The organism is Meiothermus cerbereus DSM 11376, assembly GCF_000620065.1.
GTDB lineage: Bacteria > Deinococcota > Deinococci > Deinococcales > Thermaceae > Meiothermus > Meiothermus cerbereus.
Genome location: NZ_JHVI01000025.1, coordinates 35,637 through 58,405 on the forward strand (window position 1 = coordinate 35,637; position 22,769 = coordinate 58,405).

At 61.5% G+C, this 22,769-nt stretch carries 26 protein-coding genes, 1 tRNA gene, 1 pseudogene and 1 riboswitch; of the genes and pseudogenes, 12 read left to right on the top strand and 16 right to left on the bottom strand.

Annotation, left to right across the window (positions count from 1 at the left end; genetic code table 11):
* Positions 1–298: 298 nt before the first annotated feature.
* The gene (gene ribH / locus Q355_RS0110250) at positions 299–793 is read right to left on the bottom strand and encodes a 6,7-dimethyl-8-ribityllumazine synthase (RefSeq protein WP_027877718.1); all 495 of its coding nucleotides are present in this window, start codon (positions 791–793) and stop codon (positions 299–301) included.
* A gap of 85 nt (positions 794–878) precedes the next feature.
* Positions 879–1,000, top strand: a riboswitch (FMN riboswitch).
* On the opposite strand from ribH, the gene ribD reads away from it, so the two are divergent.
* The 3 genes from ribD (at position 985) to Q355_RS0110265 (ending at position 3,972) form a co-directional block, all read left to right on the top strand.
* Positions 985–2,175, top strand: a complete 1,191-nt coding sequence (gene ribD, locus Q355_RS0110255; RefSeq protein WP_051529384.1) for a bifunctional diaminohydroxyphosphoribosylaminopyrimidine deaminase/5-amino-6-(5-phosphoribosylamino)uracil reductase RibD — start codon at positions 985–987, stop codon at positions 2,173–2,175. It overlaps the preceding riboswitch by 16 nt.
* A gap of 2 nt (positions 2,176–2,177) precedes the next feature.
* Positions 2,178–2,780, top strand: coding sequence for a riboflavin synthase (locus Q355_RS0110260; RefSeq protein WP_027877720.1), 603 nt, complete (start codon positions 2,178–2,180; stop codon positions 2,778–2,780).
* The gene (locus Q355_RS0110265) at positions 2,773–3,972 is read left to right on the top strand and encodes a bifunctional 3,4-dihydroxy-2-butanone-4-phosphate synthase/GTP cyclohydrolase II (RefSeq protein ID WP_027877721.1); all 1,200 of its coding nucleotides are present in this window, start codon (positions 2,773–2,775) and stop codon (positions 3,970–3,972) included. The genes Q355_RS0110260 and Q355_RS0110265 overlap by 8 nt, the downstream gene beginning before the upstream one ends.
* 87 nt (positions 3,973–4,059) lie before the next feature.
* On the opposite strand, the gene Q355_RS0110270 is transcribed toward Q355_RS0110265, so the two are convergent.
* The 5 genes from Q355_RS0110270 to Q355_RS0110290 all read right to left on the bottom strand — a co-directional run bounded on the left by Q355_RS0110270 (position 4,060) and on the right by Q355_RS0110290 (position 7,724).
* The gene (locus tag Q355_RS0110270) at positions 4,060–4,953 is read right to left on the bottom strand and encodes a ferritin-like domain-containing protein (protein WP_027877722.1); all 894 of its coding nucleotides are present in this window, start codon (positions 4,951–4,953) and stop codon (positions 4,060–4,062) included.
* A gap of 97 nt (positions 4,954–5,050) precedes the next feature.
* The gene (locus Q355_RS0110275) at positions 5,051–5,560 is read right to left on the bottom strand and encodes a CHRD domain-containing protein (protein ID WP_027877723.1); all 510 of its coding nucleotides are present in this window, start codon (positions 5,558–5,560) and stop codon (positions 5,051–5,053) included.
* Between the two features lie 12 nt (positions 5,561–5,572).
* Positions 5,573–6,205 (bottom strand): ferritin-like domain-containing protein, encoded by a 633-nt coding sequence (locus tag Q355_RS0110280; RefSeq protein ID WP_027877724.1) that lies wholly within the window; start codon positions 6,203–6,205, stop codon positions 5,573–5,575.
* A 357-nt stretch (positions 6,206–6,562) separates the two neighbouring features.
* Positions 6,563–7,180 (bottom strand): anti-sigma factor, encoded by a 618-nt coding sequence (locus tag Q355_RS0110285; RefSeq protein WP_027877725.1) that lies wholly within the window; start codon positions 7,178–7,180, stop codon positions 6,563–6,565.
* On the bottom strand, positions 7,170–7,724 hold the full coding sequence (locus Q355_RS0110290; RefSeq protein ID WP_027877726.1) for a sigma-70 family RNA polymerase sigma factor: 555 nt from the start codon (positions 7,722–7,724) through the stop codon (positions 7,170–7,172). Before Q355_RS0110290 ends, Q355_RS0110285 begins: the two co-directional genes overlap by 11 nt.
* Before the next feature lie 87 nt (positions 7,725–7,811).
* Here Q355_RS0110290 and trpS point away from each other — a divergent pair, with 87 nt between their 5' ends.
* Positions 7,812–8,852 carry a tryptophan--tRNA ligase gene (gene trpS, locus Q355_RS0110295; RefSeq protein WP_027877727.1) on the top strand — a complete coding sequence of 347 codons (1,041 nt, stop codon included), beginning with the start codon at positions 7,812–7,814 and terminating at the stop codon, positions 8,850–8,852.
* A gap of 8 nt (positions 8,853–8,860) precedes the next feature.
* Positions 8,861–9,535, top strand: coding sequence for a chromosome segregation protein ScpA (locus tag Q355_RS0110300; RefSeq protein ID WP_027877728.1), 675 nt, complete (start codon positions 8,861–8,863; stop codon positions 9,533–9,535).
* Positions 9,536–9,673: 138 nt separating this feature from the next.
* Here the strand turns inward: Q355_RS0110300 and minE are convergent, their stop codons facing one another.
* Complete coding sequence (minE, locus tag Q355_RS0110305) at positions 9,674–9,898, bottom strand: cell division topological specificity factor MinE (RefSeq protein ID WP_027877729.1); 225 nt, start codon at positions 9,896–9,898, stop codon at positions 9,674–9,676.
* Complete coding sequence (gene minD, locus Q355_RS0110310) at positions 9,898–10,701, bottom strand: septum site-determining protein MinD (protein WP_027877730.1); 804 nt, start codon at positions 10,699–10,701, stop codon at positions 9,898–9,900. Before minD ends, minE begins: the two co-directional genes overlap by 1 nt.
* 199 nt (positions 10,702–10,900) lie before the next feature.
* Here minD and Q355_RS16905 point away from each other — a divergent pair, with 199 nt between their 5' ends.
* From Q355_RS16905 to Q355_RS17140, 3 genes are all read left to right on the top strand, one after another.
* Positions 10,901–11,065, top strand: a complete 165-nt coding sequence (locus Q355_RS16905; RefSeq protein WP_169735544.1) for a hypothetical protein — start codon at positions 10,901–10,903, stop codon at positions 11,063–11,065.
* A 206-nt stretch (positions 11,066–11,271) separates the two neighbouring features.
* Positions 11,272–12,828 (top strand): acyl-CoA mutase large subunit family protein, encoded by a 1,557-nt coding sequence (locus Q355_RS0110320; protein ID WP_027877731.1) that lies wholly within the window; start codon positions 11,272–11,274, stop codon positions 12,826–12,828.
* 259 nt (positions 12,829–13,087) lie between these two features.
* A complete protein-coding gene (locus Q355_RS17140) occupies positions 13,088–13,315 on the top strand; it encodes a hypothetical protein (RefSeq protein ID WP_245597552.1) in 228 nt (75 codons plus the stop codon).
* A gap of 111 nt (positions 13,316–13,426) precedes the next feature.
* Here the strand turns inward: Q355_RS17140 and nikC are convergent, their stop codons facing one another.
* From nikC to Q355_RS0110340, 3 genes are all read right to left on the bottom strand, one after another.
* Positions 13,427–14,278 (bottom strand): nickel transporter permease, encoded by an 852-nt coding sequence (nikC, locus tag Q355_RS0110330; protein ID WP_027877733.1) that lies wholly within the window; start codon positions 14,276–14,278, stop codon positions 13,427–13,429.
* Positions 14,279–14,293: 15 nt separating this feature from the next.
* Positions 14,294–15,301, bottom strand: a complete 1,008-nt coding sequence (locus Q355_RS0110335; RefSeq protein ID WP_027877734.1) for an ABC transporter permease — start codon at positions 15,299–15,301, stop codon at positions 14,294–14,296.
* 184 nt (positions 15,302–15,485) lie between these two features.
* Positions 15,486–17,057, bottom strand: coding sequence for an ABC transporter substrate-binding protein (locus tag Q355_RS0110340; protein WP_027877735.1), 1,572 nt, complete (start codon positions 17,055–17,057; stop codon positions 15,486–15,488).
* 90 nt (positions 17,058–17,147) lie between these two features.
* Here Q355_RS0110340 and Q355_RS0110345 point away from each other — a divergent pair, with 90 nt between their 5' ends.
* Positions 17,148–18,194 carry a chromate transporter gene (locus tag Q355_RS0110345; RefSeq protein WP_036259244.1) on the top strand — a complete coding sequence of 349 codons (1,047 nt, stop codon included), beginning with the start codon at positions 17,148–17,150 and terminating at the stop codon, positions 18,192–18,194.
* Positions 18,195–18,293: 99 nt separating this feature from the next.
* Here the strand turns inward: Q355_RS0110345 and Q355_RS0110350 are convergent.
* Both Q355_RS0110350 and Q355_RS0110355 read right to left on the bottom strand, forming a co-directional pair.
* Positions 18,294–18,369, bottom strand: a tRNA-Ala gene (locus Q355_RS0110350).
* Positions 18,370–18,406: 37 nt separating this feature from the next.
* Positions 18,407–18,775, bottom strand: coding sequence for a hypothetical protein (locus Q355_RS0110355; protein ID WP_027877737.1), 369 nt, complete (start codon positions 18,773–18,775; stop codon positions 18,407–18,409).
* Between the two features lie 115 nt (positions 18,776–18,890).
* On the opposite strand from Q355_RS0110355, the gene Q355_RS0110360 reads away from it, so the two are divergent.
* The 3 genes from Q355_RS0110360 (at position 18,891) to Q355_RS0110370 (ending at position 21,436) form a co-directional block, all read left to right on the top strand.
* The gene (locus Q355_RS0110360; RefSeq protein ID WP_027877738.1) at positions 18,891–19,850 is read left to right on the top strand and encodes a nitrilase-related carbon-nitrogen hydrolase; all 960 of its coding nucleotides are present in this window, start codon (positions 18,891–18,893) and stop codon (positions 19,848–19,850) included.
* Positions 19,851–19,894: 44 nt separating this feature from the next.
* The gene (locus Q355_RS0110365) at positions 19,895–20,395 is read left to right on the top strand and encodes an RrF2 family transcriptional regulator (protein WP_027877739.1); all 501 of its coding nucleotides are present in this window, start codon (positions 19,895–19,897) and stop codon (positions 20,393–20,395) included.
* Positions 20,396–20,575: 180 nt separating this feature from the next.
* Positions 20,576–21,436 carry a sulfurtransferase gene (locus Q355_RS0110370; RefSeq protein ID WP_027877740.1) on the top strand — a complete coding sequence of 287 codons (861 nt, stop codon included), beginning with the start codon at positions 20,576–20,578 and terminating at the stop codon, positions 21,434–21,436.
* 6 nt (positions 21,437–21,442) lie between these two features.
* Here Q355_RS0110370 and Q355_RS0110375 read toward each other — a convergent pair whose 3' ends face one another.
* The 3 genes and pseudogenes from Q355_RS0110375 to Q355_RS16910 form a co-directional block, all read right to left on the bottom strand.
* On the bottom strand, positions 21,443–21,742 hold the full coding sequence (locus Q355_RS0110375) for a rhodanese-like domain-containing protein (RefSeq protein ID WP_027877741.1): 300 nt from the start codon (positions 21,740–21,742) through the stop codon (positions 21,443–21,445).
* Between the two features lie 108 nt (positions 21,743–21,850).
* Entirely contained in the window at positions 21,851–22,342 is a 492-nt protein-coding gene (locus Q355_RS0110380; protein ID WP_027877742.1) for a ferritin, read from the bottom strand.
* Positions 22,343–22,454: 112 nt separating this feature from the next.
* Positions 22,455–22,769 (bottom strand): annotated as a pseudogene (locus tag Q355_RS16910) (hypothetical protein); the annotation flags it as partial.

A 22,769-nucleotide genomic window follows, 5' to 3' on the forward strand; every position in this document is an offset into this window, starting at 1 on the left:
GAGGCTATCTTTTTGAATCCTAGAGCACACCCCTCGCTGCGCTCGGCGAAGAAAGCGTATCCCTTTGGTCGGGTTAGTTCGACACCGTTCGGTGACGAACTAACCGAATCTGGTATCATATGAACCCCACCTGATGCTTTCTGTTTAGGGCAGGTTAAAGCCCGCCAGATGCATGGGCAGCTCCTGGCACAGCTTCAGGTGGGGGCCCCAGCAAAAAGAACAAATCAAAGACATTTCTTATCAAAATGATGAACCGGCCCAACCCTGGCTTTACCACACTGCCCAGGCCTGGTTTTGTTCAGATGCGCGGGGCCATTTTCTCTGAGGCGTGCTCCAGCACCCGCAGAAGCTGCACCATCTCCACCGCGCTGTACAGCGCTTCAGCCCCCTTGTTGCCCGCCTTGCCCCCCGCCCTGGCCTCGGCCTGTTCGGAGGTGTCGGTGGTAAGCACCCCAAAAGCCACCGGCTTCTCGCTTTCCAGCATGGCCTGCATCAGGCCGCTGGCCGCCTGCGCACTGACGTATTCAAAATGGGGGGTTTCGCCCCGGATTACCGCCCCCAGGGCCACCACCCCGTCCACCTCGGGATGGCGGGCCAGCCGCTTGGCGGCTAAGGGTAGCTCGAACGAGCCGGGCACCCAGACCACCAGGGCTTCCTCGGCGGGGCCACCCAGGCGGGCGTAGGCCTCGAGGGCGCCCTCGAGAAGCGCCTTGGTCACCCGCTCATTGAATCTACTCACCGCAAAAGCTAGACGAACATCCTGTGCCGAAAGGGTGGCTTGCAAATGCTTCATAGCGCCATACTAGGGCATCGCCGTGCGGCAGACAATGTGGCCTGTGGCCAAAAAAACCACCGGCGTCTTGCCTAAACTTGCACTTGCCCTCCTTCGGGGCAGGGTGCAAATCCCGACCGGCGGTAAAAGCCCGCGAAGCCCTTTTTGGGGCCCGATCCGGTGAAACTCCGGGGCCGACGGTAAAAGTCCGGATGGAAGAAGGAGGTGATGGTCGAACACTTTCGACCGTCCATGTGTATACATCTGTAAGCCGAAGTTTAGACGAGCGCTTTATCCAGCGCACCCTCCAGCTCGCAGAAAGGGGCCGCGGCCACACCCACCCGAACCCCCTGGTTGGCGCAGTACTGGTAAAAGATGGCCAGATCGTAGGAGAAGGCCATCACCCCTGCGCGGGTGCGCCCCACGCCGAAATCTTTGCTTTGCGACAAGCTGGCACCGCTGCTTTTGGGGCCACCCTTTACACCAGCCTCGAGCCCTGCAACCATCACGGGCGCACCCCGCCCTGCTCGCTGGCCTTGCTGGAAGCCGGGGTAGCCCGGGTAGTGGTTGCGGCCCGCGACCCCAACCCCAAAGCCCAGGGCGGCCTGGAGCGGCTCAGGGCGGCGGGCGTTCAGGTGGAAGCAGGGCTCTTAGAACAGGCCGCGCTGGCCCAGAACGAGGTGTTTTTCCACGGCCTAAAGCAGCAGCGGCCCTTTGTGCTCTGGAAGACCGCGCTGAGCCTGGACGGGCAGGCAGCCACCCAGAGCGGCCATGCGTACTGGATCTCAAATGCACTCGCCCGGCAGGTGGCCCAGGGCTACCGCCAGTGGCTGCCGGCGGTGATGGTGGGCGTGGGCACGGTACTGGCCGACGATCCGATGCTCACCGTGCGCGAACCGGATTTCAGGGCTTTTCCCTGGATGCTCGAGCCGCCCGCACTACGTGACCCCTTGAAGGTGGTGCTCGACAGCCAGGCCCGCACCCCCCCTACCGCCCGGCTCTTCGCCCCAGGACCCCGAGGCGAGGCTGCAAAAGTCGTTGTCCTGGTGGGCCCCCAGGCCCCCAAGGCACGCCTGCAAGCCCTGGAAGAGCGGGGCGCTACGGTGGTCGAGCTGCCTACAGAAGAGGGCCGGGTCAGCCTCGAGGCCGCCCTGAGCTGGCTGTGGGCCCAGGGCCTGGACGGCGTCCTGCTGGAAGGCGGCCCTACCCTGGCCGGGGCTTTCTTGAAGCGGGGATGGATCGACAAAGTAGCGCTCTTCCTGGCACCAAAGCTGGTGGGCCAAGGGCGCAGCGCACTGGCCGGTTTCGCGGTGGAGCGCATGGAACAAGCGCGGGACCTCGAGGTCAGCCGGCTGGAGGTGCTGCAAGGGGACATCTGGCTGGAGGGCTATCCCAAGGAGTAGACATGTTTACTGGAATCGTGGAGGAAGTGGGCACCATTCGCGAATCAAGCCAACGGGGCGAGCTACAGCGTATTGTGATTGAGGCCACAAAGGCGCTTCAAGGAACGCAGTTGGGCGATTCCATTGCGGTCTCGGGGGTCTGCCTGACCGTGGTGGAACTACAGCCGGAGGGCTTTTCGGTAGAGCTGGCCCAGGAAACCCTACGCCGCACCGCCCCCCGCTGGGAGGTGGGGCAGCGGGTCAACCTCGAGCGGGCCCTGGCCCTGGGTGGGCGGCTGGGCGGGCACCTGGTCACCGGCCACGTGGACGGGCAGGCCCGGGTGCTCCGGGTGCAGCGGGTGATGGGGGCCTGGGACGTCTGGTTCGAGGCCCCACCCACGCTGGCCCATTACATCGCTCCCAAGGGCTCGGTGGCCCTGGATGGTGTCTCGCTCACGGTGGCCGGGGTCGAGGAAAACCGCTTCTGGGTGACGCTGATCCCCCACACCCTGGAGCAGACCACCCTGCACACACTTGCAGAGGGCGACCGGGTGAACCTCGAGGTCGACCTGCTGGCCCGCTACCTTGAACGCCTGGTAATCCTGCGGGGAGGCAGCCATGCTTAGCCCAGTACCCGAACTGATCGAAGAGTTGCGCGTGGGTCGGCCAATTATCCTGGTCGACGACGAAGACCGGGAGAACGAGGGCGACCTGGTGATGGCCGCCGAGCACATGAGCACCGAGTGGATGGCCTTCATCATCCGTCACACCGGCGGGGTGGTCTGCCTGGCGATGAGCGAGGAATGGGCCGACCGGCTGGATCTGCCCCCCATGGTCAAGGACAACACCGCGCCCCGCAGCACTGCTTTCACCGTCTCCATCGAAGCCCGTGAAGGGGTGACCACCGGCATCTCGGCCGCCGACCGGGCCACCACAGTGCGCCTGGCGGCCCGCCCAGAGGCCACCGCTGCCGACTTCGTGCGCCCTGGTCACATCTTCCCCTTGCGGGCTCAGAAAGGTGGTGTGCTGCGCCGGGCCGGCCATACCGAGGCCAGCGTGGACCTCTGCCGCCTGGCCGGGCTCAACCCGGTGGCCGCCATCAGCGAGCTGATGCACGATGACGGCTCCATGATGCGCCTGCCGGCCATCCTGGCCTTCGCCCAGCAGCACGGCCTGAAGGTGGGCACCATCGCCGAGCTGATCCGCTACCGCCTCGAGCTAGGCGACGGCTACGTGCGCCGCGAGGCCGAGGCCAGCCTGCCCACCCGCTTTGGCACCTTCCGCGTGGTGGGGTACCGGGATACCCTCGCCCAAGGGGAACATGCCGCGCTGGTGATGGGCGACCTGACCGGGGATACGCCGGTGCTGGTGCGGGTGCACTCGGAATGCCTGACCGGCGACAGCCTGCACAGCCTGCGCTGCGACTGCGGTTTTCAGCGCGACCTGGCTTTGCAGCAGATCGCCCAGGAAGGGCGCGGCGTGCTGGTCTACCTGCGCCAGGAAGGGCGCGGTATCGGCCTCATCAACAAGCTAAAGGCCTACGCCCTGCAAGACCAGGGGCTGGACACCGTGGAGGCCAACCTGGCCCTGGGCTTTCCCCCCGATCTGCGCGACTATGGGGTGGGGGCCCAGATTCTGCGCGACCTGGGCATCCGCCGGATGCGCCTGCTCACCAACAACCCCCGCAAGGTGCGGGCTTTGGAGGGTTTTGGCCTCGAGATCGTCGAACGGTTGCCGCTCAAGGGTGGTGACAACCCACACAACCAGCGCTACCTGCTCACCAAGCGGGAGCGGCTGGGGCACTGGCTTGAAGACTAGAAAAAGACCGGGCGAGGGTTTCGCCCGGTCTGCTGGCCTGGAGCCCTTTTGCTGGGGCTTTTCACCCGCTCGAGGGTGCAATAAAGCTCAGGTGGTCTTGATCGGGCCGTTGAGCCCCATCGGGAAGAAGCCACCCATGCTTACGTTGGCGCTGCCGTTGAGGTAGACGATTTTGAGCACCTCGCTGGTGGTGCGCCCAAAGGCCACCGCGTTGGCATCGGCGACCACCAGGTTGGCCTTGCCCATCTTGGTAATGCCCTCATCCTTACCGCCGCCCACGCTGGCGCGCAGGTTGCTGATGGCGTCTACCACCTGCTCCACGGTGAGGCTTGGGGTAACCATCATGTTCTTGCGATCGTACAGCAGCAGCCGGATGACCCCAGCGTGGTAGGCCTCCACCGCCAGAATTCCCGCGGCTGGATCCAGGACGTTGTTCTTGTCGGTGATGAGCCTGGCTGCGCCCTTGTAGGCGGTGACGCCCACATCCTCAAAAATAAAAGCCCCGTGAATGAAGAAGAGCTCGTTTGCGAAGGGGTTGAAATTGGTGATGGCCCCGCCGCTGGCGGCACTCCCGGCAGCCCGGAAGGCCTGGTCGAGGTCAATAACCGGACGATTGACCGCAGCCGACCCCAGGGCCTGGCGAAGGAATTTCACATGGGCCAGCTCGTCCTCGGCAATTTCCTGGGCATATTGGAGCACGTCCGGGCTCAGGCCGGGAATCGGGCTGGTTCCATCGAAGCCTGAAGGCAGGCGGATTTCGGCACTGCCGCCGATGGTCTTGATCTCGTTGATGCGCCCCACCGCGGCCAGGTAAAAGGCGGCCTCGAGGTACTCCAGATTGAGGGCAAAGTTGAGGATGGCCACATCCTGGTTGGGGCCCTGGCTCATACCAGGGGTGGTGGCACAAGCACCCATCACACCCCCCAAGACCAAACCAGTACCCATCACACCGGTCTGCTTCAGCATCTCCCTGCGGTTCATATCTACCTCCAGAAATGTCCTTGATTGGTGCTTTGCCTTGGGGCGCCCACCTGAAGCGCGCCAAGAGTCGGTTTTGATCTGCACTAAACAGAAAGCTTCAGGTGGGGTTTATTTGAATCTGCCCACGTAGCTCGCCCGCCCGGAAAGCTGCGGTATGAATGTCGAAGTAAAGCTCTCCCCGGTACAGGCGGTTCAGGTCGTCCAGGCTTAGCTCGAGCCGATCCATAAAGGTAGCGCTTCGACCATCGGGTGCGCTCATCACCTTGAGCGCCTGCAGCAAGGGGCCGTTTTGTCCCTTGGCCCCTCGGTGCAGGTGAACGGCGCTGGTCAGGCGGGCGTTCAGGGCGGGGTCGTCCACCGGATCGCGGGTGTAGTCGCGGAAAGGACCCGCCAGGTTGGCCACCGCGCCCTGGATGCTCAGGCTGGAACCCATGAGCTCGAGGCGCACCACCGCCAGGGCCGACGTGTTGACCGGGTTCGGCACCACCTCAGCCCCATTCAGGAGCACGGCCCGCACAAAGCCGCCCATCCCCTGGGCCTGTACACCCCCCAGGCCCAGCACGGCCAGGCTGGCCCCCATGCCACCTAGAAACAAGCGACGCCGCATCTCAAATCACCTTTACTTGCGGACAAAACCTTGCACAGCCTGGGTAGCCTGCTGAGGGGTGATGGCGACGGCAAAGGCCCGACCCACCGGGGTCTGGGTGCCTTCTACCCGCCCACCCAGGCTCAGCACCGAGTCGCGCAGGATGGCCAGGTGGGCTTCCTCGTTCATGGCGATGCTGGCCGCTGCCGAGAGCACGGCTTTGTTTTGAATCAGGGGGATGGCCCCCAGATAGGCCCCGGTAAAGGCGGTCTCGAGGGCCACCAGGGTCTCCAGCACCTTGAGCCGGTTGGCGGTGTTGAACTGCAGGTCGCCGTAGGCAAACTGTGGGCGGGCCACCGGCATGGCATTGAAGGGCCCCCGGATGGTATCGGTCAGGGCCTTGACGTGCGCTTCCTCGTGCTTCAGGGCCTCGGACAGGTAGTCCCGAATCTCACCCGGAAAGTTCACCGTCAGGGCCCGGGTGTAGGCGTCGGTAGCCAGGTACTCGGCGGTCAGGGCCAGGTTGAGCACGTCCAGATCGCTCACGCCCTGCGACTGGGCCAAGGCCTGTCCTACCAGGCTGTGAGCCAGGGCCGTGGAGAGACCGGCGGCGGTCAAGACCTTAACGAACTTCCTGCGGGCCAGGTTTTGGGGTTGCTTTTCCATTTTGCACCTCCAACCTGCTGTTCGCAGCCGGAGGGGTGTTTGGATTAACAGGCCAAACCAGCGGCTTTGTACCCCATGCCAGATTCGGTTCTTTCGTTACCGGATGGTGGCGAACGAACCCGACCAAAGTTATCCGCGTAGCGGAGGACAATACCGCCCCTGGGAAGGGATGCGCTCTCTTCGCCGAGGGCAGCAAGGGGTGTGCTCTAGTTCGACAAGCTCAGCAACCGCAGGATTCAAAAAGATAGCCCCTTGGGATTTTTTTGTTTGAGGACCATCCTTTTGAATCCGGCAAGAATCGGCATTTCGGCAACCTTCCTCATAAGGTCGCCCAGGGAAATCGAATATCAGCAGCCCCTACTGGGGTAGACCCAGCAGGGTGGTGGGCTGACGGCTTCCACCCGGGGGCTCGAGCGAGACCGCCAGGGCTTCTGCTTCCAGGGGAAGGCGCAGGCTCTTAAGCGGGGTACGGAAGGTGGGCAGGGGGGTGGGGCTTCCCTGAACCAGTCCCCAGGCCTGGAAAACCTGACCCCGGGGGGGCCAGCGGTCGAGCAGGACCAGGGCCAGCTTATCCCCGCGCTGGATGACCCGTCCGACCACCTCGCCTTTAGGGCTGGCCAGGGCGACCACCCGGGTCTGGGGGTCACGCAGCGAAAGCAACCAGAAAGCACTCCACCCCCCGCTGTAGCCCAGCCCCAGCAGCAGCAACAGCGCCGCAGCCCGGCTCAGCCAGGCAGGAAGGACAAGGCGCCGGGAAGGCCGCAGGCGGGCCATGACCTTTTGCTCCAGACCTGGGGGTACTGGGTCTGGGGGAACCAGACCGGCCAGGTCGGCGGCGGTCTCCTGCAGGGCCTTGGCCTCGGCCCAGAGCTCGGGATAACCCTTGAGGGCGGCCTCGAGCCGCTCCCGCTCCTCGGGCTCTAAAGCCCCCAGGGCATACAAGGGCAGGAGTTCGCGCACTTCCTCAGGCTTCACGTAGCTCCTCCTTTAGGCGGGAAAGCGCTCGGCGAGCCCGGGTCTTAAGGGTGCCGAGGGGAATGTCGAGCTTGCGGGCGGCCTCCTGGTGGGCATAGCCCTGGAAAAATAGCACCTCGATGACCTCCCGCTCCTCGGGCTCCAGGCGAGCCAGCGCCTGACGAAGCCGGATGCGGTCCAGATGATGCTCCTCGTCGAGTCCGGGGCCGGGAAGGTCGAAGGCCTCGGGCTCATCCTCCGTGGGTTCCAGGGCTTGCGGGCGGGCCTCCAGACGGCGCAGCTGATCGACCGTGGTGTGATGGGCAATCGCCAGCAACCAGGCCCGGGCCGAGGCCCTCTTGGGGTCAAACTCCCGGGCATTCCTCCAGATTTTGCTAAAAACTTCCTGCACCACGTCCTCTCGACTGGCCGAGTCAAGGCCCATGCGCCGGGCCAGGCCCAGAAAAGCCCCCGCATAGCGCCGGAAAATCTGCTGCAAGGCGGCTTCCTCTCCTTTGGCCGCCAAAGCCAGCAACGCTTCATCGGAGAAGGCCTCGAGGCTCATGCTCGGCCTATACTACCATTCGTATTTTGCTAAAGTTTTGGTTTTCAGCCTGTGCACAAGCCCACCTGGCCTGCTATTCTATCCCATGTGAAGCGTGTTTTTTCCGGCTTTCAACCCACCGGCGACCTGCACATTGGCAACTACCTGGGCGCGATGGTCAACTACATCGCCCTGGGTGAGAAGCTGGGGCAGGACGCCATCTACTGCATTGTGGACTACCACGCCCCCACCAACCCGGCGGCCTACGACAAAGACTTGCTGGCCCAACGCACCTTCGATGCGGCGCTGGTCAACATGGCTGCAGGGCTCGACCCCAGCACGGTTATTCTTTTCGTGCAGTCACACGTGCCCGAACACACCGAGCTGGCCTGGGTTTTCAGCACCCAGACCCCCTACGGCGACCTGACCCGCATGACCCAGTTCAAGGACAAGGCGGCCAAGCTCCAATCGGTTCCGGCGGGCCTGCTGATGTACCCGGTACTGATGGCCGCCGACATCCTGCTGTACAAAGCCGATACCGTGCCGGTGGGCGACGACCAGATCCAGCACCTGGAGCTCACCCGCGAGATTGCCCGCCGCTGGAACCTGGAGTACGGCGAAACCTTCCCCGAACCCCAGGGCTACCTGAACCCCCATGCCCCCCGCGTGCCCGGCATCGACGGCAAGGCCAAGATGTCCAAAAGCGTGGGCAACACCATAGGCCTGCTAGAGGACGAGGAAAGCATCTGGGCCAAGATCCGCACCATGCCCGACGATCCAGCCCGCATCCGGCTCTCCGACCCCGGCGACCCCGAGCGGAGCGTGGTCTTTAAGTTCTTGCAGTATTTCGCCCCGCCCGAGCTGGTGCAGGTACTCCGAGAAGAGTACCGTCGGCGGGGCATCGGGACGCTGGTAGTCAAGCAGCTCTTAATGCAAGAGATGATGAAAACCTTGAGGCCCATCCGCGAGCGCGCCCAGGAGCTGCGAGCCAACCCCGACCAGGTGCTGGGGGCCCTCGAGGACGGGGCGGCCAAAGCCCGCCGCATCGCCCAGGCCACCATGGAAGAGGTACGGGACAAGTTTGGGCTGCTCAGGCCCCGCGGGCGTACATCTGCAGTGCAGGTGCAGCCCAAAGTGGCTTCCCAATAGGCCAGACCGTGATCACCCTGAGCTTTGGCAACTTTAGCGGAACCCCCCGCGAGCTTTCCGAGCAGGTGCGCAAAGGCCGGATCGCGGCCCAAGACCTGCCAGTACTGGCCCTCACCGAGCAAGCCCTGGCCCAGGTAGAAGCCCTGGGGCTCACCGAGCGGAGCGAGCTACTGCCCCTGCTGGCCGAGCTGGTGCTCTTCAAGCTGCGGGCTTTTGCCAAGCGGCCCCAGGTAATTCTGGCCGAGGACGAAACGCTGGAAGAAGAGAGCAGCCCAGCATTCCTGGAGACCCTGGTGGCCCTGGAAGAGGCTATCGCCTTCCTCGATCAGCGTTCCCGCGAGCGAGCGCGCGTGCTGCCGGTACCCCCTTCTCCCCTGCCCAAAGACCGACGCCTGCGCCCCATGCCCTTGCACATGCTGGTGCGGGCGGTAGAGCCCTTTGCTAGACGGGCCGAGCTTCACCTCGAGCCCGAGACCTTTGGCCTGCGCGAAGCCTGGGAGCGCATCAAGGGCTTTTTGTGGGGTGTGGGCCGGGCCCTGTTTAGCCGGATGCCTTTTCGTAGCTGGAGCGAACAAACGGTAGCTTTTGCCTCCCTCTTGGAAGCCAAGAAGCAGGGTGAGGTGGAGTTGTGGCAACAAGATAATTTTGGGGCGCTCGAGGTCGAGCTAATAACCAACCGCTAGCGCACTTCAATCACCAATTCTCAGGTGGGGTGGGCGTATAATCCCCGCCTACCGCCAGAGAATGTCCCGCCGGAGAGGGCAATACGGCATCAAGCTACATGTTTGCCAGAAACGCATCAAGGGCTGTGGCCCAATCCATCACTTGGGAATGGGTACATCGGCCTGGAGCTTCATCTTGTCGTCGATGGTCTCGACGTGAATTTCCAGGCTCTCCTCGTCGGGAAAGTAGCGCTTCAACACCGCCAGCAGGTCTTGCTTAAGCTGCTCCACCATGCCCGGACTCAGGTGGGCCCGGTCGTAGGCCAGCACCAGCTTGAGGCGCTCCTTCAGGGTGTCCTTGCTTTTGCGCTGCCAGGGCCACATCATCTACCCCCAAACAGCCGCCGCAAGGTTCCTAAAAAGCCCGGTGCATCGCCCAGGGGGGCAAAAGGCACGTCCTCACCCCGCACCCGCTGAGCGATCTCCACGAAAGCCTTGCCCGCACCCGTACCGTTCTTGAGCACCAGCGGCTCGCCCTGGTTGGAGGAGATCAGGACGCTCTCGTCCTCGGGCACAATACCGATGGGCTTGATGCCCAGAATTTCCACCACGTCTTCCACCGAGAGCATGTCGCCGCGCTGCACCATCTTGGGGCGCAGGCGGTTGATCACCAGGTAGTTCTCCCGGATTTCGCGGGCTTCCAGCATCCCGATGATGCGGTCGGCGTCGCGCACGCTCGAGACCTCCGGGTTCACCACCACCAAGGCCCCCTCGGCCGGGGTGGCGGCGGTCTGGAAGCCTTTCTCGATGCCAGCGGGCGAGTCGATGAGCACCCGGTCGAAGCCTTCTTCTTCCAACAGGGCCTTCACGATATGGCGGAACTTTTCGGGGTCGAGGGCTTCCTTGTCCCGGGTCTGCGAGGCAGCCAGCAGGGCCAGCCCCTCGATGCGCTTGTCGCGGATGAGGGCCTGCCGCAGTTTACACTTGCCCTCAATCACATCGATCAGGTCGTAAACCACCCGACCCTCGAGGCCCATCACCACATCCAGGTTGCGCAGGCCCACGTCCACATCCACCACGGCCACTTTCTCGCCCAACCTGGCCAATGCTGCACCCACGTTGGCCGTGGTGGTGGTCTTTCCCACACCACCTTTTCCAGATGTCACCACAATCGCACGGGCATTCACACCTAATCCTCCAGAGTATAAGGCCAGACTGTTTCAGCCTGCTAAACGCTGATACCAGTATACGAGCAAGATAGACGATTGTCAGGCTTTTGTAAAACCAAGCAAGGGCCACTCTCTCGTGCGCCTGGATATAAAACCCTACCAGGGTTCATGTCGGACGGATACTGATTGAGTTCTAGCAATGCATTACAATCAAGGTATGTACGAGCCCCAAAACCAAGAAGCAAAACATGGGGATGTCAAACCCGACTGGAAGGATTTTATAGCCCTGGTGATAGCGGCTTACTCCATCCTGCTCCCTCCCCTGCTGCTGATTTTCGGAGCCGCTCTGCTGGTACTGCTTTTGCTGTATGTGGTCTTCTGAGCAAAGTTGGTGAACACACTTGATCCAGTCACCAGAGTTTCCACTCCGGCAAACAGGTTTTGCGCACCTGAGGCTTCTGGGCCCTGCATCAGCCCTGCTGCTTTTGCAACGGATGGCCAGAGCCGCTGTGCTAAGGCACCAGCAAACATTGCAAGTTCTTGAAAAGTGAGCCCCTTTAGGGCGCTTACAGGCAAAAAGGAGGGTTAATGCCAGCCACTGTTGAAAATCTGTTTGAATCCCTGCCCGAAGGTTACCAGGAACGGTTGGGCCGACCTGGGCAGTACCCCTTCACACGGGGGGTCTACCCCCGGATGTACAGCGACCGCCCCTGGACCATGCGGCAGTACGCCGGGTTTAGCAGCGCCGAGGAGTCCAACGCCCGCTACCGCTACCTGCTTTCGCAAGGCCAGACCGGGCTCTCGGTGGCCTTCGACCTGCCCACCCAGCTTGGAATGGATCCCGACCACCCCCTGAGCGTAGGCGAGGTAGGCAAGGTAGGGGTCTCGATTGCCTGCATCGAGGATATGCGAACCTTGCTGGACGGTATTCCGCTGGACAAAGTCACTACCAGCATGACCATCAACGCGCCTGCCAATATGCTGCTGGCGCTGTACCTGCTGGTAGCCGAGGAGCAGGGCGTAAGCTGGGACAAGGTGGGTGGCACCATCCAAAACGATATCTTGAAAGAGTACATTGCCCGCGGTACGTACATTTTTCCTCCTGGCCCCTCGATGCGGCTCATAACCGACGTTTTTGCCTTCTGCAGTGAAAAAGTGCCCCGCTGGAACACCATCAGCATCTCGGGGTATCACATCCGCGAAGCGGGCGCGACCGCCGCACAGGAGATCGCCTTTACCCTTGCCAACGGCAAGGCCTATGTGCGGGCAGCCATCGAGGCGGGACTGGACGTAGATGCGTTTGCCCCCAGGTTGTCGTTCTTCTTTGCCTCGCACAACGACATTCTGGAGGAGGCCGCCAAGTTTCGTGCCGCCCGGCGCATGTGGGCCCGCATTATGCGCCACGAGTTCAAGGCCAAAGACCCCAAAAGCTGGATGCTGCGCTTCCACACCCAGACCGGTGGCTCTACCCTGGCCGCCCAGGAACCCCTGAACAACGTGGTGCGCACGGCCTACCAGGCCCTGGCCGCGGTACTGGGTGGAACCCAAAGCCTGCACACCAACGCCTACGACGAAGCCCTGGGCCTGCCCACCGAAAAAAGCGCCTTGCTGGCCTTGCGTACCCAGCAAATACTGGCCTACGAGTCGGGCATCACCAAGGCCATCGATCCACTGGGGGGCAGCTTCTACGTGGAGCACCTGACCGACCAGCTCGAGGCCCAGGCCCAGGAGTATCTCGATCAGATCGCCAAGCTAGGGGGCGCGGTCGCGGCAGTAGAGGCGGGCTTTTTCCAGCGAGAAATTGAGGAGTCGGCCTGGGAGTTCCAGCGCCAGGTCGAGAGCGGCCAGCGCATTATTGTGGGCGTCAACCGCTTCAACAACCCCGACTCCCCCCTCAACGAACACACCCCGGTGCAAAAAATCAGCGACGAGCTCGCCAACCACCGCAAGGCCCAGATTCAGGCCTTCCGGGCCAAACGGGACGGGCAGGCCACAGGCAATGCGCTGGAAGCCCTGCGTCAAGCCGCCAGAGGCCAGCAGAATCTGATGCCTTACATTCTGGATGCGTTCCGCCGCCACGCCACCCTGGGCGAGGTTTGCGGTGTGTTGCGCGAGGAGTGGGGCGAGTACCAGCCGTCTTACTAAACCCGCCTTTAGCCAGCCTTCACATCCAGCACTCAGCCAATCGGGCCTAATAGTAAAGGCGATGGTTAGGCTAATACCTTGGTTGATTTTAGGGGTTATTGTAGCCCTGTCGGGGGTTAGCAGCCTATGGCTGCGTGCTCAGTCCAGCGATACCCCAAACTCTTACCGCACCTACACGGCCACCGGAGAGGTCGTAAGTGTGAAGACCTTAGGAGCCAGGGGTTGTGCGGTTAGGATCAGGCTACACCAGTGGGTATCTTTGAGCGACGGCTTCGCCCTGGCCGAGATGCCGCAACGGGGGCAGCTTTATAGCGTGGGGGCCAACCTCGAGCAGTGCATGGCTCTGGAGGTTGCGCTGGCCTCGCTAGCCAACAGTGACGACCTGAAGAGCCCCCATCACATTTACTACCAGGCAGCACAACTGCCCTCCGGCGAGTGGCGCATGACCAAAAACCCTTCGGCTACCGTAGGCTGCGGGGGTTTGTAGCAAGAAATTATCTGGTTCGTGCCTTTCTGAACTTCCCACAAGCATCGGTAGGAGAAGCTCTCATACCCAAGCAACTTTGACCATAGTGGAACGCCTCGAGTGGAGTTTGCATCAGTCCCTACCCCTGGGGTCTAGCACATCCCGCAAGGCATCGCCCAACAGGTTAAAGGCCAGGACAGTGAGCAAAATGCCCATGGCAGGCGCAGTAGGGGCCCAGATGGCCTCAGCAATGTAGCTGCGGGTTTCGGAGACCATAGCGCCCCATTCCGGGGTGGGCGGCTGGGCTCCAAAGCCGATGAAGGAAAGCCCTGCCGCGGTCAGGATAGCCCCACCCACATCGAAGCTAGCCTGCACAAAAATGGGCGTGAGCGTGTTGGGCAGCAGATGCCGGAACATCAAGCGCCCCTGGGAGGCCCCCATGGCCCGTGCCGCCTCCACAAACTCGCGCTCACGCAAAGCCAGCACATTGGCCCGCACCAAGCGGGCATAGATGGGCCAGCTAACCAGCGCCACCGCCATAATGGTGTTGTTGAGGTTGGGCCCCAGCGCTGCTGCGATGGCCATGGCCAGAATCAGCGAGGGAAAGGCAAAAAAGATATCGGTCACGCGCATCAGCAGGTTGTCCCAGGCCCCACCCAGGGTACCGGCCAGCAAACCCACCCCGACTCCGATCAGCACGGCCAAAATCACCACACCAAACCCTACCCGCAAGGAGATACCAGCGCCGTGGGCCACCCGGGCCCAGACGTCGCGGCCCAACTGGTCGGTGCCGAGCCAGTGTTCCGCAGATGGGGGCTGAAGGCGCTGAGCAATGTTCTGGTTGATGGGGTCGGGGGCTATTATGGGCGCTAGCAAGGCAACCAGCACTAGCATTATCAGCAAAAAAAGCCCAATTAGCCCCCCTGGGTTGCGCAAAAAGCGACGCAGCGGGCGAGGTGGACGACCAGCAGATATTGCAGTCATAGATGCTCCGTCGGGTCAGGCATAGCGGATGCGGGGGTCGAGAAAGGCGTATAGCAGATCTACGATAAGGTTGATAAGGGAATACACCAGCCCCACCAGCAGCGTGACCCCCATCACGGCGGGAAAGTCCAGGCTGGTGGCCGACTGGGTCACGTAGCGTCCGATGCCCGGCCAGCTAAAGATGGTCTCGGTCAGCACCGCACCGGAGAGCAGGCCCCCCAGCAGCCCACCCAGCAAGGTGAGCACCGGCAGCGAAGCATTTTTGAGGGCATGGCGAAAAACCACCGCCCTACCGGGAACACCCTTGGCCCGGGCGGTGCGGATATAGTCTTGCGAAAGCACCTCGAGCATGGTCGCACGGGTCATGCGGGCCAGAATGGCCGCCGAAAATAGCCCCAGCACAAAGGCCGGCAGCACCAGATGCCGCAAGGAGTCGCCAAGAGCGGCCCAGTCTTTGGCCAGAAGGGCATCCAGGCCCATCAGGCCGGTAACCCTGGGTGGGGGAAAGGTAAAACCATCCAGCCGCCCCTGCACCGGCAACAAATCGAGCTGCCGGGCCAGTACGTATTGGAGCAGCACCGCCAAGAAAAACACCGGGGTAGCCCCCCCGATGAGGGCCAGTATGCGCACCGTGACGTCGGTCGCTTTGTTCTGCCGTAAAGCGGCCAGAATACCAGCCGGCACCCCCAAAAAGAGCGTCACCAGAAAGGCCGCTACCGAGAGCTCGAGGGTCGCAGGAAAAAACTCCTTCAAATCCTCTGCTACAGCCCGCTGGGTGCGCAGCGAGTTGCCCAAATCGCCGGACAGCAAGCGGCCCATGTAAATCAGGTACTGCTGCCAGATGGGTTTGTCCAAACCGTAGCGCTCACGGAATTCCCGGATTTGTTCTTCACGGGCGTTATCACCCAAAGCGGCAATCGCGGGGTCAATCGGCACCACGTTGGCGATAAAGAAGGTGGCAAACGTGACCCCCCAGGCCACAAAAATCACAAAGAAAAGGCGGCGGAAAAAGTAAGAAAGCATGGTCAGAGCATAAGCTACACGGAAAGACTATCCAGTCAAAGAGTTTTCTCGGCTGGGCCCATCCTGGAAGCGCATTAGCCGCAGGACGTGTCGGGCTCAAAAAGGCAACAACCGTAGAAGGACTTAGGGTTTAGGGCCCAGGGCGCCCTCCGGCACAACCCTGAGCCCTAAACCCTGGGCACCACTACGGAAGCTTGCTGATATTCTCGAAGCGCACCTGGCCCTGGGCGTTGCGCACGTAGCCCTCGACTTTGACCGAGAGGCCTAGCGGAACCGCAGGCTGGTAAAGCACCGCATAGGGGCCGTTTTTGAGCACGTAATCGGTCAGGAGGCGGTAGAGAGCAACCCGCTTGGCAGGCTCGGTCTCCAGGGCAGCCTGGTTGGCCAGCCGGATGGCCGTGGGGTCGTTCCAGACGTTGCGCCAGGCCAGACTGCGGGCCTCGAAGTTGGCCCAGGGGGTGGCGTTGCCGTCGGGGTCGGGGAAGTCGGGGCTCCAGCCCACCAGCACCATCTGGTGGTTCTGCGCCCGGTAGGTGCGCAAGACCTCGGCGTTGGCGATGGCTTTGACGTTGGCCTTGAGCCCACTCTTGGCAAAGTCGGACTGAATCTTGGCGGCGATGTCCGCGCAGGGGATGCCCCCACCGCAGATACCCGTGCTTACCAGAAGCTCGAACTCGAGGCCGTTCGGATACCCTGCCTGGGCTAGCAGACGCCGGGCCCTGGCCGGGTCGAAGGTGTAGGGGGTGCGGGGATCGTAGCCCAGCAGGCCTTTAGGAATGAAGGTTTGAATCTTGGTGCCGTTGCCCTGCACCAACCCGCTCACCAGCTCATCCTGGTTGATGCTGTAGCGCACCGCGTCGCGCACCAGCTTGTTGGCGAAGGGGCTGCCTTCCTTGACGTTCATGCCCAGATAGTTCAGGCGCAGGCTGTCAGCTTTGATGGTTCGGAAGCGGGGATTGTTGGCAAGAGCCCGTAAAGCCTCAGGGGTGAGCCCCTCGGCGATGTCAATTTCGCCCGACTCGAGGGCCGTGCGCAACACTGCTGGCTCCTTGATTTCACGCAAGATAACCCGCTGAAGCTTGGGCTTGATACGGGCATTGGGGTTGGCCTCCAACAGCACTTGCGAACCCCGATCCCAGCGCACCAGCCGGAAGGGGCCCGAGCCAGCGGAGTTGTTGGTGAGCCATTCCTTACCAAAGTCGTTGCCCTTAGCGTTTTTCTGCACCGTGTCGGAGTCCACGATGCCACCAATGTTGAAGGTCAGGATCGAGAGGAAGGAGCCCGGTGAGGCAGTTTTGGGAATACTCACCACCACCGTATAGTTGTCCACGGCTTTGGTCGCCCCCGGCTTGAGCTGAGCAATTTCGGTAAACAGAAATGAACCCGGCCCCTTGATGGCCAGAGCCCGTTCAAAGGTGTAGACCACATCCTTGGCCGTCACCTCGTTGCCGCTGGAAAACTTGCTACCCCGGCGCAGACGGAAGGTGATGTCCCAGGTATCCCGACCGCGATCCACTTTCCAGCTTTCGGCCAATCCCGGCTTGAGCGTGGAGAGGTCGGCCCCCTCGTACTTGACCAGGGTTTCGTAGAGGTTGTCAGTCACCAGACCCCCAGAGAACTCGTACGAGACCTGCGGATCCATGGTGATCAGATCGGACCAGTCCCCACCATAAATCAGGGTCTGGGTACGATCCTGGGCCAGGGTATTGCCCAGGCTGAAGGCCAGGATAATTGCCCATGCTTTAAAAAACTTCATGAAGCCTCCTTTCGCTATGACGCAAACAATACCGATAAACACACTGTAGGTCAAGACGTAAAAATGACACGAGGCAATACACTGGGTCTGATGCCTTGGGAAATCATGAAAACCTTTGCCTGGCTGGGTTTGACCGCTTTTGGCGGCCCGGCGGCCCATTTTGCCCTTTTTCAAAGGCTACTGGTAGGGGAAGGCAAATGGGTAAGCAAAGAGCAGTACCTCAGGATGCTGGCCGCCGTCAACCTGATTCCTGGCCCCAACTCCACCGAAACGGCCATGTTGCTGGGCCATGCCAAGGGTGGGCAGTGGGGTTTGCTGTTGGCTGGTTTTGGTTTTATTGTCCCAGCAGCCCTGGTGACGCTAGCCTTGGTAGCACTGTACCAGGAGATCGCCTCACTTCCGCTCATACAGGGTGCTTTCCTGGGACTCAAGCTGGCAGTGGTAGCCCTGATTGCCCAAGCCCTTTGGGATCTGCTGCCTCACCCCCAAAAACAGCCCCAAACCTGGATGCTGGCCCTGGCCGGGCTGGTGATGGCGGGGCTGGGTGTAGTGGAGTGGGCAGTGGTGTTACTGGTCGGCGTGTTGGTGGCGCTGGGCAGAAGCGGGAGAACCCTTAGTGTGGAACCCATCAGCCTGTTTTGGTTTTTCTTGCTGGTGGGCTCGAGCTTGTTCGGCTCGGGCTACGTGTTGATTGGGCTGATGCAGGAAATGGTCACACGAGGCTGGCTGAGTCCAGGCGAACTCCTAAATGCTCTGGCCCTGGGTCAGATCACCCCTGGCCCCTTGCTCACCACAGCAACTGCGGTGGGTTACCTGGCGGCAGGGTTCCCTGGGGCAGCGCTCTCAACCGTTGGCATTTTTCTACCCTCGTTTATATTTACCTTTCTGGTGGTGGGCGTCTTGCGCCGCCTGGAAGGGCATCCCCTGGCCGAAGCCTTTTTGAAGGGGGCCTCTGGGGCGGCCCTGGGTCTAGTTGCCTGGGCGCTGTGGCAATTGGGACGTGAAACCTTGGTGGGTTGGGTAGAGTTGCTGGTCGCGCTGCTGGCTCTGATACTTTTGTTGCGCAAATTCCCCCCGCTACCCCTCTTGGGGCTATTTGCTCTGGGGGGTGCCCTTTGGAGCATCGGGATGGGTTGACACCCCTCTGTTTCTTACGAGGCATATGCTTTGAGGGATAAAGACGAATCCTAATTTAAAAAAGAACCGAGGGCGGGTTCCGTCGGTTCTTTATGAGCTTGGTGGAGCCGAGGGGATTCGAACCCCCGACCTCTTGAGTGCGATTCAAGCGCGCTCCCAACTGCGCCACGGCCCCAAGCGTTGTTTAGTGTAGCCGGGCGCGCCCTCGCTGTCTAGCCTTCCTTAATCCGCACCTCAATCCGACCCCGCCGGTCGCGCACTTCCAGTTTGGCCTTGGCCCGACCTTTGCGGTACTCCGACTTGTAGCTACCCCCACCAGCCTGATACTTGACCCTTGTCCAGCCCCTGGACACCAGGTCGCGGTGATGGTGGGCGTACACCTGAGCCACCTGGCTGCTACGGTAGACCACCACAATCCCCTGAGGTTCGGGGAACCGCTCTACCACCACAATGCCCGGTACCAGGGCAATCCGTATGTCCGCGCTGATGGTGAGGGTAGGTGGGGGCGGGGCCTCGATCGTAACCCGAACCTGGGCAAAAGCTACTGAGCTTAGAGTTAGCGCAATAAGCAAAGCCTTCATACCATCTACCTTACCTGCAGATGGTTGCCAGATATGTGAGAGATGTTAACGCAGCCTTCACCTTCCTGTCGCCAGTCTGAGGCATCACAAAAGCAGCTGTAGTAAGGTGTGGTGGATGCGGGTGCATCTGGTGGCTGTGCAAACTGAGGTACAGGCCCTGCACTATACCAGTGCCGAGGGCTTCAGGCAGCATGTGCTCGAGCGAACCCTGTCCGCTACCCAAGGGCTGCCCGAGCAAGAGCCCCGCCTGGTTGCCTTTCCCGAAGCCTTCGCCCTACCGCTGTTGTTCTGGCTCGATACCCCTCCAGCCGTGCGGGAGGCCAAAACCAGCCTGCAGGCCGCGCTGCAACTGATTCGGGAAAACTGGCGGGCCGCCCTTGGGCTAGGCGTCTTGAGTCCTGCGGTGTTCTACCATCTGCGGGCCCCCAAGGTCTGGCCGGTGTACGAGCAGGCTTTTCGGGAAGCCGCCCAGGCCGTAGGGGCCTATGTGGTGGCTGGCAGCATTTTCAGCCCCTTTATGGACTGGGAACCCACCCAAGGACTGCACCCCCAGGGCAAGCGCGCCTATAACTTTTCGCTGGTCATTTCGCCGCAGGGCACCATCCTGGGACGTGTTCCCAAGGTTAACCTGACCCCGCACGAGCAGGGGGCTTTTTTATCGCGGGGGCAGCCCGGCAGGCAAACCCTGAAAACCCGGCTGGGCACCATTGCCAACCTGATCTGTCTGGACGCTTTTCACGATAGCCTGATCGAGCAGGCCGATGCTGCCGGAGCCTGGCTGGTGGTGCAGCCCTCAGCCAATGCGGCCCGCTGGGAGGGGCCCTGGAGTGGTGATCCAGGTCAAATAGAGGGGGAGGTCTGGCTGCGCGAGGGGCTGGCCAAAAAGCTACAAAACCGCGAAAATCTTCGCTATGGCCTGAACCCCATGCTGAATGGACACCTCTACGACCTTTATTTTGAGGGCAAAAGCGGCATCTACCAGGCTGGCGGGCCGCTGGCCCTGGCCGATAGCCCCGTGGGCGATGCCTTTGTGCGCGTGGCGGTAGAACTACCCGATAGCGGAACCTCTTTCTAATACCCACCCATCCTGGGCACTGGGCTTTGGGCTAAATTGAGGCCATGCGCCTCTCCAAAACTGATATCTACGCCTTTAAAGTCCTGGGCTACCTGGGCACCCAGCCCCTCGAGCGCTTCGTGGGCAGCGAAGAGCTGGGCCAGGCCACAGGCGTGCCCCATACCTACCTCATGCGGATTCTGGCCGCACTGGTGGGGCACCATCTGGTGGTTTCCAAAAAGGGGCAGGGTGGGGGGTATGCCCTGCCCCGTCCGCCCCAGGAAATCAACCTACGCGACGTGATCCGGGCCGTGGATGGCCCCATCGCTCCCCTGGCCTGCGTGAGCCTCAACTGGCCCAAAGCCTGCCTGGAGGAAAAGCGCTGTCATGCCCGCAGCACCGTCTGGCTCAAGGTGCGCGACGCCGTTTTGCAAAGCCTGGGCCAGGTCAGCGTGGCCGATCTGGCCGCCGACTTCCAGCAGGGGGTAGATTACTCGGAGTGCCTGGATCACCTGCTGCCCTCGAGCGAGCTTCTCACCCGCCGCACCAAAACGCCCAGGCAGTAATTCCTTTCGTGGATTCCACCCCAACGCGCCAGGTTATTGAAATGGCCCCTGCTTCTGGTTATGATTCAATTTATAGATTACATTTTTTGTAATCTATATTAGCGTAACCTCGACCATCTTTGCCTTAAGCTGTTTTGGGTTAACTGATGTTATGACTATAAAGTTTCTGGGAGGATCAAGATGAGCTACGCCAACCCCGATGTACTGGTTTCCACCGACTGGGTGCTGGAAAACCTAAACAACCCCGAGGTGCGTATCCTCGAGGTCAACGAAGACATCCTGCTCTACGACACCGGGCATATCCCCGGCAGTCAGAAGATCGACTGGCAGGCCGACCTATGGGACGACACCATCCGCGAGTTTATCCAGCCCGACGAGCTGGCCGCCCTGTTCGAGCGCCTGGGTATCTCCAACGACACCACCATCGTGCTGTATGGCGATAAGAACAACTGGTGGGCGGCCTATGCCTTCTGGTTCTTTAGCTACAACGGACACCCCAAGCTCAAGCTGATGAACGGTGGACGCATCAAGTGGATCCAGGAAAATAAACCCCTCACCACCGAGGTGCCCAGCTACCCCAGAGGCACGTACACCCCCGGTCAGCGCGACCCCCGTCTGCGGGCCTTCCGCGATGAAGTGCTGGCCCATCTGGACAAGGTCAAGGCAGGCCAAGGCGCTTTGGTGGATGTGCGCAGCCCCGCCGAGTTCACCGGCGAAAAAACCCACATGCCCGAGTACCCCCAGGAAGGGGTGTTGCGCGGGGGGCACATCCCTGGGGCCAAGAGCATTCCCTGGGCTACCACGGTGAATTCCGACGGCACCTTCAAGAGCGCGGAGGAGCTCCGGGCCATCTACGAGAGCAAAGGCATCACCCCCGATAAAGAGGTGATTGCCTACTGCCGTATTGCCGAGCGCAGCAGCCATAGCTGGTTTGTGCTCAAGCACCTGCTGGGCTTCCCCAACGTTAAGAACTACGACGGTAGCTGGACCGAGTGGGGCAACGCGGTGGGTGTGCCCATCGAGAAAGGCCCAGAACGGTAGCCCTGATTAGCGGTTATCGGCCATTTTACGCAGCTTTTGCAGACCCCCCTCGAGGTTGTACACCAACTCGTAGCCAGCCGCCTCGAGGTACAACCCAGCCAGCTCGCTCATCACCCCCCGCTCGCAGACCAAGAGCAGGGGGCGGTCTTTGGGCAGGCTGTGGTTGCCATGCTGGATGTCGTGCAACGGGATATGCAAAGCACCCTCGAGGTCAGCGCGGTTGTACTGTTCGGGGGGTCGCACATCCACTATCAGGGGGTTGTCCTGGAGAAAGTTCTTGAGCAGCTCGGGTTTTAGGGTTCGCATAATCCTAAGATAGAACAAAAGGCAGAGGGGCAATTGCCCCAGCCTGAGCACGCCGCGCTAAAAGGGCCACCCCACCTGCAGGCCAGCGGGACATGGCGCAGCTCCGCCCTACAGCTCCAGCAAAGCCTCGGCCTGGAAAAGGTTGATGCCGCTATCTACCAGGGCCAGGTACTTCTCCATGCTGCTCACTTCCTCAACCTGCTCTTCCAGGAACCACTGCAAGAACTGAAAGCCGACAAAGTCGCCCTCCGCAAGGGCCACTTTAGCCATGGACTGGAATTGCTCGGTTACACTGCGCTCCCACTTGAGGGCTTGCGAAACCGCATCGGCAGCACTCTTGAAGCGAGTGGAAGCAGCCGGTATGGCCGGAAAGTCGAAGGCCTCACCCACATCCACCAGGAAACGCACAATCTTTAGGGCGTGTTCTTTTTCTTCTGCTGCCTGCCCGTAGAACAGGGTCGCCCATTTGTCCAGGTTCTGCTGGGCAAAGTAGGTTCCGATGGCCAGGTATTGCTGGTGCGCTCCAAGTTCATGGCCGATTTGTTCCTTGAGTTTCTGAGCGAGCTTGCTCGATATAAGCGGTTGTGGGGTATTAGGCATGGTTCACTCCTTACGGGCCGATCTATGAAACACCTATCAACTAAAAGGCTAACACTTCGGGCCCCCAGCAAAGTAACCCCATCCCCATAAGCAAGCCTCCTTCGGGTGCATCTCAGCAATTCCGTACAGGGAAAGCCCTCCACCTCAGGGCCTCGAAGGCCACCAGCGGATGGGAACTACATAGCTGGGCGCGGTGGGCTGCTGTGCGCGAAGCCCCAGGGCGACTCCACTGCATCCCCGAGCGTTTCATGCGGGCACCGATAACATGCTTGTTCATCCCCTCCACCTGGCCTGAACCGATGGGCCAGCCCCGGGCTTTATAGGCCGGGTAGTCCATCCGATCGGCCCTTTGCTCCAGGTACTGGATTGCGCTGCGGGCCTCTTCCGACCAGCTCTGCCGCTCAGGAGCGGTAGGGGGTGGGCAGTA

Coding starts and splice junctions, on each gene's coding strand:
- ribH (WP_027877718.1), bottom strand. CDS start 793: ATGAAGCATTTGCAAGCCACCCTTTCGGCACAGGATGTTCGTCTAGCT.
- ribD (WP_051529384.1), top strand. CDS start 985: ATGGAAGAAGGAGGTGATGGTCGAACACTTTCGACCGTCCATGTGTAT.
- Q355_RS0110260 (WP_027877720.1), top strand. CDS start 2,178: ATGTTTACTGGAATCGTGGAGGAAGTGGGCACCATTCGCGAATCAAGC.
- Q355_RS0110265 (WP_027877721.1), top strand. CDS start 2,773: ATGCTTAGCCCAGTACCCGAACTGATCGAAGAGTTGCGCGTGGGTCGG.
- Q355_RS0110270 (WP_027877722.1), bottom strand. CDS start 4,953: ATGAACCGCAGGGAGATGCTGAAGCAGACCGGTGTGATGGGTACTGGT.
- Q355_RS0110275 (WP_027877723.1), bottom strand. CDS start 5,560: ATGCGGCGTCGCTTGTTTCTAGGTGGCATGGGGGCCAGCCTGGCCGTG.
- Q355_RS0110280 (WP_027877724.1), bottom strand. CDS start 6,205: ATGGAAAAGCAACCCCAAAACCTGGCCCGCAGGAAGTTCGTTAAGGTC.
- Q355_RS0110290 (WP_027877726.1), bottom strand. CDS start 7,724: ATGAGCCTCGAGGCCTTCTCCGATGAAGCGTTGCTGGCTTTGGCGGCC.
- minE (WP_027877729.1), bottom strand. CDS start 9,898: ATGTGGCCCTGGCAGCGCAAAAGCAAGGACACCCTGAAGGAGCGCCTC.
- Q355_RS16905 (WP_169735544.1), top strand. CDS start 10,901: ATGTACGAGCCCCAAAACCAAGAAGCAAAACATGGGGATGTCAAACCC.
- Q355_RS0110320 (WP_027877731.1), top strand. CDS start 11,272: ATGCCAGCCACTGTTGAAAATCTGTTTGAATCCCTGCCCGAAGGTTAC.
- nikC (WP_027877733.1), bottom strand. CDS start 14,278: ATGACTGCAATATCTGCTGGTCGTCCACCTCGCCCGCTGCGTCGCTTT.
- Q355_RS0110335 (WP_027877734.1), bottom strand. CDS start 15,301: ATGCTTTCTTACTTTTTCCGCCGCCTTTTCTTTGTGATTTTTGTGGCC.
- Q355_RS0110340 (WP_027877735.1), bottom strand. CDS start 17,057: ATGAAGTTTTTTAAAGCATGGGCAATTATCCTGGCCTTCAGCCTGGGC.
- Q355_RS0110345 (WP_036259244.1), top strand. CDS start 17,148: ATGCCTTGGGAAATCATGAAAACCTTTGCCTGGCTGGGTTTGACCGCT.
- Q355_RS0110355 (WP_027877737.1), bottom strand. CDS start 18,775: ATGAAGGCTTTGCTTATTGCGCTAACTCTAAGCTCAGTAGCTTTTGCC.
- Q355_RS0110360 (WP_027877738.1), top strand. CDS start 18,891: ATGCGGGTGCATCTGGTGGCTGTGCAAACTGAGGTACAGGCCCTGCAC.
- Q355_RS0110365 (WP_027877739.1), top strand. CDS start 19,895: ATGCGCCTCTCCAAAACTGATATCTACGCCTTTAAAGTCCTGGGCTAC.
- Q355_RS0110370 (WP_027877740.1), top strand. CDS start 20,576: ATGAGCTACGCCAACCCCGATGTACTGGTTTCCACCGACTGGGTGCTG.
- Q355_RS0110375 (WP_027877741.1), bottom strand. CDS start 21,742: ATGCGAACCCTAAAACCCGAGCTGCTCAAGAACTTTCTCCAGGACAAC.
- Q355_RS0110380 (WP_027877742.1), bottom strand. CDS start 22,342: ATGCCTAATACCCCACAACCGCTTATATCGAGCAAGCTCGCTCAGAAA.